At 69.9% G+C, this 13,524-nt stretch carries 12 protein-coding genes; all 12 read right to left on the bottom strand.

Annotated elements, in window-relative coordinates; genetic code table 11:
* On the bottom strand, positions 1–449 hold a 449-nt coding region (locus tag MEICH_RS30510; RefSeq protein WP_036219658.1), incomplete at its 3' end, for an ATP-binding protein.
* A 47-nt stretch (positions 450–496) separates the two neighbouring features.
* Positions 497–955: a metallophosphoesterase family protein gene (locus MEICH_RS0117265; protein WP_027893623.1), complete on the bottom strand. Its 459-nt coding sequence runs from the start codon at positions 953–955 to the stop codon at positions 497–499.
* 3 nt (positions 956–958) lie between these two features.
* A complete protein-coding gene (aguB, locus tag MEICH_RS0117270) occupies positions 959–1,831 on the bottom strand; it encodes an N-carbamoylputrescine amidase (RefSeq protein WP_027893624.1) in 873 nt (290 codons plus the stop codon).
* A gap of 2 nt (positions 1,832–1,833) precedes the next feature.
* Positions 1,834–2,862, bottom strand: a complete 1,029-nt coding sequence (locus tag MEICH_RS0117275; RefSeq protein WP_027893625.1) for an agmatine deiminase family protein — start codon at positions 2,860–2,862, stop codon at positions 1,834–1,836.
* 172 nt (positions 2,863–3,034) lie between these two features.
* Entirely contained in the window at positions 3,035–3,700 is a 666-nt protein-coding gene (locus MEICH_RS0117280; protein ID WP_027893626.1) for a histidine phosphatase family protein, read from the bottom strand.
* A gap of 19 nt (positions 3,701–3,719) precedes the next feature.
* On the bottom strand, positions 3,720–4,724 hold the full coding sequence (gene purM, locus MEICH_RS0117285) for a phosphoribosylformylglycinamidine cyclo-ligase (protein WP_027893627.1): 1,005 nt from the start codon (positions 4,722–4,724) through the stop codon (positions 3,720–3,722).
* A gap of 23 nt (positions 4,725–4,747) precedes the next feature.
* Positions 4,748–6,175, bottom strand: a complete 1,428-nt coding sequence (gatB, locus tag MEICH_RS0117290; protein WP_027893628.1) for an Asp-tRNA(Asn)/Glu-tRNA(Gln) amidotransferase subunit GatB — start codon at positions 6,173–6,175, stop codon at positions 4,748–4,750.
* A gap of 201 nt (positions 6,176–6,376) precedes the next feature.
* Complete coding sequence (locus MEICH_RS27360; protein ID WP_157202885.1) at positions 6,377–6,973, bottom strand: putative metallopeptidase; 597 nt, start codon at positions 6,971–6,973, stop codon at positions 6,377–6,379.
* A gap of 172 nt (positions 6,974–7,145) precedes the next feature.
* Complete coding sequence (locus tag MEICH_RS0117300) at positions 7,146–8,582, bottom strand: mannose-1-phosphate guanylyltransferase/mannose-6-phosphate isomerase (protein WP_027893630.1); 1,437 nt, start codon at positions 8,580–8,582, stop codon at positions 7,146–7,148.
* A gap of 374 nt (positions 8,583–8,956) precedes the next feature.
* Positions 8,957–10,384, bottom strand: coding sequence for a glutamate--tRNA ligase (gltX, locus tag MEICH_RS0117305; RefSeq protein WP_027893631.1), 1,428 nt, complete (start codon positions 10,382–10,384; stop codon positions 8,957–8,959).
* Positions 10,385–10,639: 255 nt separating this feature from the next.
* Positions 10,640–11,839 (bottom strand): MFS transporter, encoded by a 1,200-nt coding sequence (locus MEICH_RS0117310; RefSeq protein WP_027893632.1) that lies wholly within the window; start codon positions 11,837–11,839, stop codon positions 10,640–10,642.
* A 55-nt stretch (positions 11,840–11,894) separates the two neighbouring features.
* Positions 11,895–13,391, bottom strand: coding sequence for a bacillithiol biosynthesis cysteine-adding enzyme BshC (gene bshC / locus MEICH_RS0117315; RefSeq protein WP_027893633.1), 1,497 nt, complete (start codon positions 13,389–13,391; stop codon positions 11,895–11,897).
* Between the last annotated feature and the right edge of the window lie 133 nt (positions 13,392–13,524).

Genomic DNA, 13,524 nt, shown 5'->3' on the forward strand with positions numbered 1-13,524 from the left:
CGGCTGGTGAAGAGCAGCCCCACGCCCCGCGCCCGCAGCACCTCCTGGGCGAGCTCGAGCCACAGCGCCTGCTGCTCGGGTGCGGCCTCGTGCAGGTCCTCGACCAGCAGCACGAAGGGGGCCAGGTCGGCCAGGTAGGCCGCCAGGGTGTCGGCGGCGCGGGCGGGCTCGAGCTGCCCCCGGGCCAGCCGCTCCAGGCCCCCCTCCACCCAAGCTGGCAGGCGGGCGGGGCGCGGCAGCGCGGCCAGCAGTTGGCCGGCGCCGTCCCGGGCGCCGGCGGACGCGCTCAGGCAGGGCACCTGCCGCAGCACCTGCGCCGCCACCCAGCTCTTGCCCACCCCCGGCTCGCCCCACAGCGCCAGCGCCAGGCCGCTGCGCTTGGGCAGCAACAGCCCCAGCCGCTTGACCAGGGTGCCGGCCACGGCGTCGGGGGAGAGGGAAGCGACCATCCAGAGCCATCCTATCGCGGCTCGCGGCGGTTTGGGCGGAGGCCTCCTCACCCCTCGAGCTCGACGATCTCGGCCCTCGGCCCGCCTTCGTCCAGGTGCAGCCAGCCCACGCTCACCGGCAGGCGGAAGCGCCTGGGGCCCGCGCTCCCCGGGTTGACGTAGAGCACACCCGCCCGCTCGAAGACGGCCGGTTGGTGCGAGTGGCCGCTGAGCACCACGCCGACGCCCGCGGCGGCGGGCTCGAGGTCGAGCGCATTGAGATCGTGGAGCAGGTAGATCAGGGTTCCCCCGGCCTCCACGACCTCGGTCTCGGGGAGCCGGGCGGCCCAGTCCCCCCGGTCCACGTTGCCCCGCACGGCCCTGACGGGAGCGACGTGGGCGAGGGCCTCGAGGACGCCCTCCGCGCCCACGTCCCCGGCGTGGAGGATAAGGTCAGCGCCCGCGAGGGCCTCGAGGGCCTGCGGGCGCAGGAGTCCGTGGGTGTCGGAGATCAGGCCGACCTTCACGCTTTACTGGCGGGTCTTGCCGTCGTAGGTCAGCAGCGGGCCGTAGAGCTGGGGCCGGCGGTCGCGGAAGAAGCCCATCCCGGCGCGGAAGGCGCGGGCCTTGGCGAAGTCGAGGTCGGCGTAGAGGATGCCCTCCTCGCCGGCGCCGAACTCGGCGATCTTGTTGCCCATGTAGTCGCTGATGAAGCTGTGGCCGTAGAAGGTCTGCTGGTGGCCCTCGATGGTCTCGGTGCCCACGCGGTTGGGGGCGGCGAGGTAGACCACGTTGCTCACCGCGTGGCCGATCATGGCCCGCTGCCACATGTCCTTGGTGTCGATGCCCCCGGCCTCCTCCGGCTCGGAGCCGATGGCGGTGGGGTAGAGCAGCAGGTCGGCGCCCAGCAGGGCCATGGCGCGCGCGGCCTCGGGGTACCACTGGTCCCAGCACACCCCCACCCCGATGGTGCCGTGGCGGGTGTTCCACACCTTGAAGCCGGTGTCGCCGGGGTTGAAGTAGTACTTCTCCTCGTAGCCGGGGCCGTCGGGGATGTGGCTCTTGCGGTAGACGCCCATCAGGCTGCCGTCGGCGTCGATGACGGCCAGGCTGTTGTAGTGCGCCTGCCCGCAGCGCTCGAAGAAGCTGACGGGCAGCACCACGCCGAGCTCCTTGGCGAGGGCCTGGAAGCGCGGCAGGAAGGGGTGGCCTTCCACGGGGTTGGCCAGGCCGAAGAACTCCTCGCGCTCGAGCTGGCAGAAGTAGAGGTTCTCGAAGAGCTCGGGCAGGAGCACGATGTCGGCGCGGTGAGCGGCGGCCTCGCGGATGAAGCGCTCGGCCTTGGTAAGGTTCTCCTCGAGCGCGTCGCTCATGCTCATCTGTACGATGGCGAGTTTGGGCATCGTCAACCTCCTTCCCAGATCCGGCCCACGGGCTGCTGCTGGGTCACGCAGTGGAAGGCCCCGCCCCCCGTGATGAGGTTGCGGGCCATCAGGCCGATCACCTGGCGCTCGGGGAAGACCTTGCGCAAGATCTCGAGCGCCCGCTCGTCGTTGGGGTCGCCGTAGACGGGCACCAGCACCGCGCCGTTGGCGACGTAGAAGTTGGCGTAGGTGGGGGGCAGGCGGGTGTCCTCGAGGTAGAGCGGGTTCTTGGGCAGGGGCAGCCGGACGATCTGGAAGGCGCCCAGGCTCTCCAAAATCTCCTGATTCTCCCGCAGGGGCCGGTAGTTGGGGTCGGACTCGTCCTCGCACACGGCGGTCACGATGACCTCCTCCCGCGCGAAGCGGGTGATGGTGTCCACGTGCCCGTCGGTGTGGTCGCCCTCGAGCCCCTCGCCCAGCCAGACCACGGTGTGGATGCCCAGGTAGTCGCGCAGGTAGCCCTCGAGGTCTTCCTCGTCGAGGGTGGGGTTGCGCTTGGGCGAGAGCAGGCACTGGCGGGTGGTGAGGCACACCCCGCGGCCGTTGACCTCGAGGCTCCCCCCCTCCATCACGACCCCCGCGTGCCAGAGCTTGCCGCCCAGGATGCGGGCCATGTGGCCGGGGATCTGGTTGTCGAGCTGGGCCGGGTACTTCTCCCCCCAGCCGTTGAACTCCCAGTCGGTGAGCGCGACCTCCTCCCCCCGCCTCACGAAGATCGCCCCGCTGTCGCGCAGCCACAGGTCGTTGTGGGGGACACGGTGCAGGGTGACGTTGCCGCTCTTGAGCCGGGCCTTCGCGTCGGCCTCGGACTCCTCGTCGGCCACGATCAGGTGCACCGGCTCGAAATGGGCCAGCGTGTCCACGAAGGCCGCGAACTCCTGGCGCACGGGCTCGAGGTAGCCCACCCACTGCTCCTCGTCGTGAGGCCAGGCCGTCCAGGTCGCGGCGTGCGGAGCCCACTCGGCGGGCATGGCGAAGCCGAGGGCTCGGGGGGTGAGGGTCTTCTCCACAAGTTCACAATCCTAGCACACCCGCATGAGCAAAGGGTCAGCAAACGGACAGGGAATTGGCGGGGTAGGAGGTGGGGAGTGGCAGGCCCGTGATAGGCCCCTTGTCAAGGGTCGAGGCGTTTCGCGTCTTGCGTTTGGCGTTTTGCGTACGGCGTAGGACGCACGACCCTCCCTACCGGCTCGACTCGCTCGCCTGCCCCATTCCCCCGCTGGCCACCTGGTCGTCGGAGAGGTGGTCGGCCCAGGTCTCCAGGTGCCCCACGTCGCCCACGGTGAGGGCGCCGCCTTCGGGGTAGGTGAGGCGGGTGATGGAGGTGTTTTGGATGTGGAACTTGCGCCAGGAGAGGCCCTCGAGGCCCAGCACCACCTTGAGCGCGGCCCGGATCACGCCGCCGTGGGCCACGGCGATGAAGCGGCCCTCGGGCAGCTCGTGCAGGAAGTCCTCCACCCGGCAGGCCACGTCGGCCATGCTCTCGCCGCCGGGGCGGGGGGTGTTCCAGGGGTCGGCGCTTACGGCGCGGTAGTAGTCGGGGAACTCGCGCTTGATCTCCTCGTGGAGCTTGTTCTGAAGCTTGCCCACGTCGATCTCGCGCAGGCGGGGCTCGAGCCAGAGGTCGAGGCCCAGGTTCTCGGCGATGGGTCGCGCGGTCTGCAGGGCGCGGGAGAGGTCGGAGGTGTAGAGGGCGTCGAAGGCGAGCTGGCTGTTCTTCAGGCGCTCGGCCACCCGGAAGGCCTGCGCGATGCCCTTGGGCGAGAGCGGCACGTCGAGCTGGCCCTGGAGCCTACTTTCTGCGTTCCAGGCGGTTTCGCCGTGACGGATCAGCCAGATTTCGGTCATAGGCTAGGTCAGGCGCGCTCTACCCCACCGTCACGCCCCGGCCCTCGAGCGTCCGACCTACACGATACCCCAGGCCCAGGCACTCCAGGGCGGGGGTTGCCTCACTTTCCGCGACCACCACCAAGTAGCCCAGCCCCATGTTGAACACCCGGAACATCTCCTCCTGCGCGACGTTCCCGGCCTGCTGGATCAGGCGGAAGAGGGGCGGGACGGGCCAGGTGCCCGGCTCGACGCGGGCCCCGACGCCCTCGGGCAGCACCCGGGGCAGGTTCTCGTAGACCCCGCCGCCGGTGATGTGGGCCATGGCCCGCACCTCGATCCCGCTGTCGAGCAGGCGCGAGACGGGCTCCAGGTAGCTCTGGTGGGGCTCGAGCAGCGCCTCGCCCAGGCTGCGGCCCAGCTCGGGGTGGGGCTGCTCGAGGTCCCAGCCCTCGAAGACCTTGCGGGCCAGGCTGTAGCCGTTGGTGTGCAGCCCGGAGGAGGGCAGGGCCAGGATCACGTCGCCCGGGCGCACCTTGGAGCCGTCCACCACGCGCTCGCGCTCCACCACGCCGACGATGGTGCCCACCAGGTCCAGGCCGCCCGGGTGGTACACCCCCGGCATCTCGGCGGTCTCGCCGCCCAGCAGGGGCATCCCGGCGGCCTTGCAGGCCTCGGCCAGCGACTCCAGCACCGCGCCCAGCACCTCGGGCTCGAGGCGGCTGCTCGCCACGTAGTCCAGGAAGAACAGCGGCTTGGCCCCCTGCACCAGCAGGTCGTTGACGCAGTGGTTCACGATGTCGAAGCCCAGACCGCCCCAGCGCCCGGTCTGGGCAGCCAGCATCGTCTTGGTGCCTACCCCGTCGGTGGAGGCCACGAGCACCGGCTGCTTCATCCCTTGCAGCCTGCGGGCGTCGATCATGCCCCCGAAGGCCCCGATGCCCGCGAGCACCTCGGGGGTGTAGGTGGACTTGATGCGGGCGGCGGCGGCCTTGAGGGCGCCAGCCTTGCGGTCGATGTCTACCCCGGCGTCTTCGTATTTCATGTTTTTTCCTCGTCCAGGCCGGCTCAGGCCAGTTGCACGCCGATGGCCTCGGCCAGCAGTTGGCGCACCAGGTCGGGCTTGGCGGTGCCCTTGCTCTCCTTCATCACCTGGCCCAGCAGCGCGTTGATGGCCTGGAGCTTGCCGTCCTTGATCTGCTGCACCACGGCCGGGTTGGCGGCCACCACCCCCTCGACCAGCGCCCGGATGGCCCCGGTGTCCACCACCACCCGGAGGCCGCGCTCCTGCACGAGCTGTTCGGGGTCGGCGCCCTCCATCACCTCGGGGAGGAGGTTCTTGGCGACGCGGCTGGTGATCTCGCCCTTCACGAACAGCCCCACCAGGCGGCCTAAGTGCTCGGGGGTGAGGCGGGTATCCTGGATCTCGAGCCCCCGCTCGTTGAGGTAGCCGGCCACGTCGGCGTTGAGCCAGTCGGCCAGCTTTTGCGGCTCCCCGCCGTACACCGCCAGTGCCTCGTCGAAGAAGCGGGCCAGCGAGGCGTTGTAGGCCAGGATTTCGGCGTCGTACTCGCGCACGCCGCTCGCCACGTAGCGGGCGAACTTCTGCGCGGGGAGCTCGGGCATGGCCGCGCGCAGCCGCTCGAGCCAGGCCGCGTCCACCACGACGGGGGGCAGGTCGGGCTCGGGGAAGTAGCGGTAGTCGGACTCGCCCTCCTTCAGGCGCATCACGTAGGTTTTGCCCCCGCCCTCGTCCCAGCCCAGCGTGGCCTGCTCGACCCGGCGGCCCAGGCGCAGCAGCTCGGTCTGGCGCTTGATCTCGTACTCGAGCGCCCGCTGCACGCTCTTGAAGGAGTTGAGGTTCTTGATCTCGACCTTGGTGCCCAACGGCTCCCCCCGCCGCCGCACCGAGACGTTGACGTCGGCGCGCATCTTGCCCTCCTCGGGGTTGGCGTCGGAGACGCCCAGGGTCTGGGCGATGGAGCGGATGTGGCTCAGGAAGACGCGGGCCTGCTCGGGGGTGCGGATGTCGGGCTCGGTGACCATCTCGATCAGGGGCGAGCCCGCGCGGTTGAGGTCGATGAGCGAGTAGTCGCCGAAGTCGGGGTGCAGCGACTTGCCCGCGTCCTCCTCGAGGTGCACCCGCTTGATCCCGACGCGGGCCCCGGCGACCTCGAGCCAGCCGTGCTCGGCGATGGGCAGGTCGTACTGTGAGATCTGGTAGTTCTTGGGCATGTCGGGGTAGAAGTAGCTCTTGCGGTGGAACTGCGTCCAGGACGCGATCTGGCAGTTCAGCGCCAGCCCGAAGAGGATGCCGTACTCCACCGCCTTAGCGTTGGCCACGGGCAGAACCCCCGGCAGCCCCAGGTCCACGGGGTGCACGTGCGTGTTGGGCTGTGCGCCGAAGTACCCCGCCGGAGCAGGCGAGAACATCTTGGTCCTGGTCTTGAGGTGCAGGTGGACTTCGAGCCCCACCACCGCTTCAAAATCCGACATACCGCTTCATTATAGGCACAGCCGTTAGCAAGCAGCTTTCAGCCGTCAGCGGTCAGCCGTCAGCGGAGGCCCGTGGTTCGTCGAGGGTCAAGGGTCGAGGGCCAAGGCGTACGGCGTACGGCGTAGGACGTACGACCCGCCTCAGACGTACGACCCGCGCTGGGCTATCGGCTATCGGCTATCGACCATCGACAACCCACCCTAACTCGCCGCCTCCTGCGCGTCGTTCGTGATCGCGACCCAGTACGGCACCTGCAGCCGCTGTCCTTTCACCTTGAGGCCGTCCTGGAGCTCGACGGTGAGGGCGGGGAACAGGGCCTCGAGGCCGCTGGGGAGGTGTTGCTCGGTGAGGGAGCGCACCTGGCGGTCGAACCACTTGCGCCCGGGGCCGTGCCAGCTCCCGCTGGCGAACTTGCGGGGCTCGCCGTTGAAGTGGGGGGAGATGTGGTAGAGCTCGTGGACGAGCACCTCGAGGCGCTCGCGGGGCTCGAGGGTCCAGAAGCGGGTCCAGGCGAAGGCGAGGATGTAGCGGGCCTCGAGGCCCGCCTCGGTGAGGACGGGGGTGAGGCGGTACCAGCGCTTGCGGATGCGCCGGATCTGGGTGGGCAGGGGGTAGCAGCGGGCGTAGGTGAGCACGCGCTGGGCTTTGCGGGAGTAGAACAGGGCGAACTGCACGCGGTGGACGTCGACGTGCCCGAGGTCGGGCACCCGGCGGCAGACTTCGGCGGCGGCCTCGCGCAACCCCTGGCTGAGGTCGAGGCGGTGGGCGGGTTCGGTCATGAGGATTCTTCGTGGCATGGGGTTGCTAAACAGCTTGACGGCTCGAGGCCGGGGGTGCGGTGACCTCTGTGACAAAGCCCCTGAGAAGTCCTTAAGCCTGTGTTCACGAGGTTAAACGCCCCGTGGCCGGAGGGCCGGGAACCGGGGCCGGCAGCCCCCGCAAGGCCCCTCGGCCACGGGGGAACCGCCCTCAGTCGCCCATGCCGCTCTCGAGCAGCAACTCCTCGCTGGTCTCCAGCCGCACCACGTCGTCTTCGCCCAGGTACTCCCCGCTCTGCACCTCGATGATCACCAGGTCGATGAGGCCGGGGTTGGACAGGCGGTGGGGCGTGGCGGCGGGGATGTTGATGGACTCGTTGGTGCGTAGCCACAGCTCCTGATCCCCGCGCACCACGCGCGCGGTGCCCGAGACCACCACCCAGTGCTCGCTGCGGTGGTGGTGCAGTTGCAGCAGTTGGCTCTGGCCGGGCCGGATCACCAGGCGGCGGATGGCGAAGTTGGGGCCCTCTTCCAGCAGCGTGTAGCTGCCCCAGGGGCGCTGCACGGTGCGGTGGCGGGTGGCGGCCTGGTGCTGCTTGGCCTGGAGCTGCTCGACCACCTTCTTCACGTCCTGCACGCGGTCGCGCCGGGCCACCAGCAGGGCGTCGGGGGTGTCGACGATCACCAGCTTCTCCACCCCGATGGCGGCGACCACCCGGCCCTCGCTCTGCACGAAGGTGTCGTGCGCCCCCACCAGCACCACGTCCCCGAAGACCCGGTTGCCCTCGGCGTCGGGCGGGACCAGCTCGGCGGTGGCGTCCCACGAGCCCAGGTCGCTCCAGCCGAAGGCGGCGGGCACCACGGCCACGCGGTCGGACTTCTCCATCACCGCGTAGTCCACGGAGATGTTGGGCACGGTCTTGAAGCTCACCGCGTCGATGAAGCTGGGGCTGCCCTTGGGGCTGTGCTCCCAGCAGCGCAGCACCGCCTCGTGGACCTCGGGGGAGAGGGCCTCGAGCGCGCGCAGGTAGGCCCCGGCCTGGAAGCAGAAGATGCCCGCGTTCCAGTAGAAGCCGCCGTGCTCGAGGTAGCCCTTGGCGGTCTCGAGGTCGGGCTTCTCCACGAAGCGCTCCACCTTGAACGCCCCGCCGCCCAGCGGCTCGCCCTGCTGGATGTAGCCGAAGCCCGTGGCCGGGTAGGTAGGCCGGATGCCGAAGGTCACCAAGTACCCCTGCTTCGCCGCCGCCTCCGCCTGCTGCGCGGCCTGCACGAAGGCCTGGAGGTTCTCGATGAGCTGGTCGGAGGAGAGCACCAGCATCACCGCCTCGGGCCCGTGCCGCTGGGCCACCTGCAACGCGGCGAGGGCGATGGCGGGCGCGGTGTTGCGCCGCAGGGGCTCGACCACGTAGGTCAGCTCGAGGCCCTCCGGCAGCCCGGTCGCCGCGTACTCGTTCTTGGTGCTGAAGTAGTGCTCCTGCCCCGTCACGGTGAGCACCTCGCGCACGCCGGGGATGCTCACCGCCCGCAGCAGGGCTTTCTGCAGCAGGCTCTGCCCGTCGGGCAGGCGCATGAAGGGCTTGGGATAAAGCTCACGGGAAACCGGCCACAAGCGCGTACCAGCCCCACCGGAAAGGATCACGGCAACCATAAATTCACCTAAGCCCTAGAGTAACGCCTGTTCGTAAAACCCTCGTTACCGCTAAAGCCCGCCGACGGGGGCGGCAAATCGGCGGCGCGTTACTTCGGCGGGGGGATGGGCTAAGGCGGTGAAATGGTGGGGTTTACGCATGGGGGAGGTCGGTGGTCGATAGCCCATAGCCGATAGCCGAACGCCCAACGCCGGGGGGCGGGTCGTACGTCGTACGCAAGACGCAAAACGCAAAACGCAAAACGCAAAACGCAAAACGCAAAACGCAAAACGCAAGACGCCAGACGCAAGACGCCAGACGCCTTGGCCCTCGACCCTCGACTGACCACGGGTCTTCCGCTGGTGGCTGATAGCTGACCGCTGAAAGCTGACTGCTAACCCAACGCCTTCCCCAGCCGCTCGAGCACCCGGTCTTTCCCCAAGATCATCAGCAGGTCGAACATGCCGGGGGTCTCGAGCGAGCCGGTGAGGGCGGCGCGTAGGGGTTGCATGACGGCGGCGGCCTTGAGGCCTTTGGCCTCGGCGAAGCCTTTGAGGGCGGGCTCGGTGGTTTCGGGGAGGAAGTCGGGGAGGGAGGCGAGGAGGTCGCGCAGTTCGGGCAGGAAGGGGCGGCCCTCCTCGAGCTTGGCCTTTGCCTTCTCCTGCACGGGGTAGTCCTCGCGGAAGAAGTAGACCGCCTTCTCCACGAACTCGCCGAGGGTCTCGAAGCGGGCGCGCATGGCCTCGACGACCTGCTCGAGGTAGGCCCGGGAGGGGTGGGCGTAGCCGGCGGCCTCGAGGAAGGGCTCGAGGCGGGCGACGAGCTCGCCCAGCGAGAGCACCTCGCGGATGTACTTGCCGTTCATCCACTTGAGCTTGGCGAGGTCGAACACCGGCCCGCCCAGGCTGATGCGGCGCAGGTCGAAGTGCTCGATCATGTCGGCCACCGTGAAGATCTCACGCCCGTCGGGCATGCTCCAGGCCATGGTGCCCAGGTAGTTCAGCAGCGCCTCGGGCAGGATGCCCTGGGCGCGGTAGCTGTCCACGCTGGTGTCCATCTTGCGCTTGGAGAGCTTGGACTTGTCGGGGTTGCGCAGCAGCGGGGTGTGGCACCACACCGGCTCTTCCCAGCCGAACGCCCGGATGAGCAGCACGTGGAAGGGGGTGCTGGTGAGCCACTCCTCGGCCCGGATGACGTGGGTCACGCCCATGAGGTGGTCGTCGACCATGGCCGCGAGGTGGTAGGTGGGGTAGCCGTCGGCCTTGAGCAGCACCTTGTCGTCGAGCTGGGCGTTGTCGAACTCCACCGGCCCGCGCAGCAGGTCGTGGACGACGGTCTTGCCCTCCAGGGGCACCTTGAGCCGGATGACGTGCGGCTCCCCGGCCGCCGCGCGGCGCTCGGCCTCCTCGCGGGGGTAGTCGCGGTAGCGCCGGTTGTATCCCTGCTGCTGCAGCCCGGCCTTGCGGGCCTCCTCGCGGGCGGCGGCGAGCTCCTCCGGGGTGTCGAAGGCCCGGTACGCCGCGCCCGACTCGAGCAGCCGCAGGGCGTGCTCCTGGTAGATGGACAGCCGCTGCGACTGCACGTAGGGCGCGTTAGGCCCGCCCTTCACCGGCGACTCGTCGGGAGAGAGCCCGATCCACTCGAGCATCTCCAGGATTCGTCGCTCGGAGGTCGGGTTGTAGCGCGTGCGGTCGGTGTCCTCGATGCGCACGATGAACTTCCCGCCGTTCTGCTTGGCGAAGACGTAGTTGAACAGGGCCTGGTACGCCGTTCCGACGTGGGGGTCGCCCGTAGGGGAGGGCGCGATGCGGGTCACGACCATAGCATCAAGATTATTACGCCGGACGCCGATAGCCCATAGCCGATAGCTAAACGCAAAACGCAAGACGCAAGACGCAAAACGCAAGACGCCTTGTCACCCCCCTTAGCAAGGGGGGCTGGGGGGATAAACCCTCCCCGCGCGCGGGGAGGGACGGGGAGGGGTGAACCACCAGCCACAGGCCACGAGCCACAAGCCTTACACGTCCCGCCTTTAGCTATCGGCTATCAGCTATGGGCTATCGGCTACCTATAACCCTCAAACCCTTCTCGCCCAGAACAAATACCCCACCGCCATCGTGCGCAGGACGATTGAGGCCAGGATGGGCAGGTGGTAGGGGCTGGGGCCCACGTTCAGGCTGCCGAGGGCGCCGCCGAGGGCTGAGCCCAGCATCCCGAAGACGCCGACCACGATGCCGAAGACGGCCAGGTAGGCCCCCCGGTGGGCGGGCGGGGCCTGCTGCAGGGCCACGTTGGTCTGGGCGGCTCCCAGGCCGCTCCAGCACAGGGCGTCGGCGACGGCGGAGAGCCAGATGGGGAGGGTGTGGCCGGGGCCGCCCAGCAGCCACAGGCCCGGCAGCACGACGGAGCCCACCAGCCCGGTCCAGATCAGCACCAGCCCGTGGCCGTAGCGGTCGGCGAAGCGGCCCCACAGCGGGCCGAACACCAACCCGCAGGAGGCCGAGATCACTGTCCACAGGCCCACCTGGGTGAAGTTGAGCTGGGCGTACTCGAGGAACAGCGGGAAGGCGAAGGGCCCGCCCACCAGCACCGCGAACCACCAGAAGGCGAGGAAGCCCAGGAAGCCCAGGAAGGCCCGGTCGGTCAGGGCGACGCGCAAGGAGCCGGCGGCGCTCGAGCTCTCGTGCGGCGGCTCGTGCTGCCAGCGCAGCACCTGCGAGGCCGCCACCCCCAGCACCACCCCCAGGCCCAGCACGATCAGGAAGCCCCAGGGCTTGGGCACCGCGTCGATGAAGAGCCCGGCGCTGAGGTTGCCCAGCGTGCCCACCAGCCCCAGCACCGCGTTGCGGAAGCCGAAGTAGCGCCCGCGCTCGCGGGGGGGCACCAGGTCGGCCATCCAGCTCGTCCACAGCACGTTGACCGGGGCGATGACCACCTGGCTCAGCGCGGCGACGAGCAAGAACGCGGGTACCCGCGCCTCAGGGGGCAGCAACGGCGCGAGCAGCACCAGGCCGAAGACGGCCCGCCCCGAGCCCGCCAGCAGCATGGTGTAGGGCTTGCGCTGCCCCTTGAGCATCAGGGCGAAGGGGGCGGCCAACTGCCCCAGCAAAGGGATGGCCCCCAGCACGGCCAGGGCGGCGGGGCTGGCCCCCAGCCACAGCGCGTAGCCCGTGACCACCACCCCGCTGCTCCAGTTGATGAACAAGATCGCCAGCGTGCCCTCCCACACGGAGAGGCGCAGCGAGCGCAGGGGTTCTTGGCGGCCGAGTCGGAGCATGGGGTGCAAAAAAAGTGGACCTCAGCAGTCCACGCAACAGTCTTGCACCCTTTGGCTAGATCTCCAAGATCACCCGTCCGGTGGATGAAGCTTCCTTCAAGGCCCGCAGGGGGGCCTCGCCGTGCTTGAGCAGGTACATCAGGAAAGGGTAGACCCGCTCCTGGGGCAGGCCGGAGGGGGTGAGGTGGCGCCGGAGCCGCTCGAACTGGTCGTGGGCGATGCCCTCTCGCCGCAGCTCGGTCTGCAACACGATGTGCTCGAGCCGCTCGAGTTCGTGGGTCACGCGCACCCGGGCCCGGTGGGCGGGGCGCTCGAGGGTGGCCTCGAGCAGGTGGGGCCTCAGCCCCTCGAACTCGGCCGCGATGCGCCCCAGCGCCGCGCGGATGGCCGCCACCCGGGCGTCGTCCCCGGCGAGTGCGGCCAGGAAACAGCCCTCGGGGTCGTCCTGGAAGGCCCAGGCGTCGAGGCCGTGCTTCTGGAGGATGCGGGTTACCGGGGGCTCGAGCACCACCGCGCTCACCCGGCGCGCCACGGCGGGGGGCTCGAGGCCGTGCAGCCGGTACACCCCGCCCAGCTCGGCCACGTACTTCAGCTCGCCCGGCCCCACCACGAAGGCGGCGGTGGGGAGCACGGTGTCCTGCAGCACCGGCCGCAGCCCGGCCGCCGGGGTCAGGCGGGAGGGGTCGTGCCCCAGCAGGGCCTCGAGGTCGGCGCGGCTGTAGCGCCGCGTCCCGTCGTCAAAATACCCCTCCCGGTAGCGCAGCAGGCGGCGCTCGCCGTCCTCGCCCTCCAGGAAAAGGTTGGTCGCGGCCTCGCCCCGCCCCAGCACCGGGTGCAGCCCGTGCTGCCGCATGGCCTCGGCGGTCTCGTTGATGGCCTGCGAGGAGGCCAGCGGGTCGGCCAGCTCACGCCGCAGCCCGGGGACGAAGAGGGGGGCCAGCTCGGGGGCCATGGGGTCGAGCAGCACCAGCCCCTCGCGGCCCAGGAACTCCAGCATCAGCCGGGCGAAGGCCTCGGCGTAGGTCCACTCCCCCTTGAGCGCGACGCAGATACGCCGCTGCACCGCGCTCACCCCCTTGAAGCGCTCGAGCAGCTCGCACACCGCGCCCGCGTAGGGCAGGAAGGGGATGCGCCCGGCGGGCCGGGCGGGGGGGAGCTCGAGGCTCAGCGTATGCACCCGCTCGTCGAGGTCGAGCAATTGCACGTCGCGCACCTCGGCGGTGTCGTGGTCCTGCGAGGCCACCCAGAACACCGGCACCACCGGGCGCTCGGGGCGGTCGTGCTCCCGGGCCAGCGCGAGGGCGGTATGGGCCTTGTAGAAGGTGAAGCCGGGGCCGGTGAGCAGCCCGGCCTGCTGCCCGGTGACCACGGCCCGGCTGCCCGGGTGGGCCAGCCGCCGGGCGGCCTCGAGCGCCTCCCGCGGGGCCCCCAGCCGCTGCAAGTAGGCCAGCAGCCCCGCCGAGAGGGCCTCGCGGTCCGCCGCCCGGGGCCGCTCGAGGAGCCGGGGGAGATCGGCCAAGCCGTAGGGGAGAAAGCGCGCGATCTCGGACATGCGGGAACTAAGCTACCCTACCCGCGCGAGCCAGATTGAGGAGTGAGACATCATCGGGGCGTCGAGGGTCAAGGGTCGAGGGCCAAGGCGTCTCGCGTATCGCGTACGACGTAATACCAGATTCGGTTAGTTC

The organism is Calidithermus chliarophilus DSM 9957 (assembly GCF_000430045.1).
Lineage (GTDB): Bacteria > Deinococcota > Deinococci > Deinococcales > Thermaceae > Calidithermus > Calidithermus chliarophilus.

What these genes read in the sequence shown, in the direction of transcription:
- aguB (WP_027893624.1), bottom strand. Translation starts at nt 1,831, where the DNA reads ATGCCCAAACTCGCCATCGTACAGATGAGCATGAGCGACGCGCTCGAG.
- MEICH_RS0117280 (WP_027893626.1), bottom strand. Translation starts at nt 3,700, where the DNA reads ATGACCGAAATCTGGCTGATCCGTCACGGCGAAACCGCCTGGAACGCA.
- purM (WP_027893627.1), bottom strand. Translation starts at nt 4,724, where the DNA reads ATGAAATACGAAGACGCCGGGGTAGACATCGACCGCAAGGCTGGCGCC.
- gatB (WP_027893628.1), bottom strand. Translation starts at nt 6,175, where the DNA reads ATGTCGGATTTTGAAGCGGTGGTGGGGCTCGAAGTCCACCTGCACCTC.
- MEICH_RS27360 (WP_157202885.1), bottom strand. Translation starts at nt 6,973, where the DNA reads ATGCCACGAAGAATCCTCATGACCGAACCCGCCCACCGCCTCGACCTC.
- MEICH_RS0117300 (WP_027893630.1), bottom strand. Translation starts at nt 8,582, where the DNA reads ATGGTTGCCGTGATCCTTTCCGGTGGGGCTGGTACGCGCTTGTGGCCG.
- gltX (WP_027893631.1), bottom strand. Translation starts at nt 10,384, where the DNA reads ATGGTCGTGACCCGCATCGCGCCCTCCCCTACGGGCGACCCCCACGTC.
- MEICH_RS0117310 (WP_027893632.1), bottom strand. Translation starts at nt 11,839, where the DNA reads ATGCTCCGACTCGGCCGCCAAGAACCCCTGCGCTCGCTGCGCCTCTCC.
- bshC (WP_027893633.1), bottom strand. Translation starts at nt 13,391, where the DNA reads ATGTCCGAGATCGCGCGCTTTCTCCCCTACGGCTTGGCCGATCTCCCC.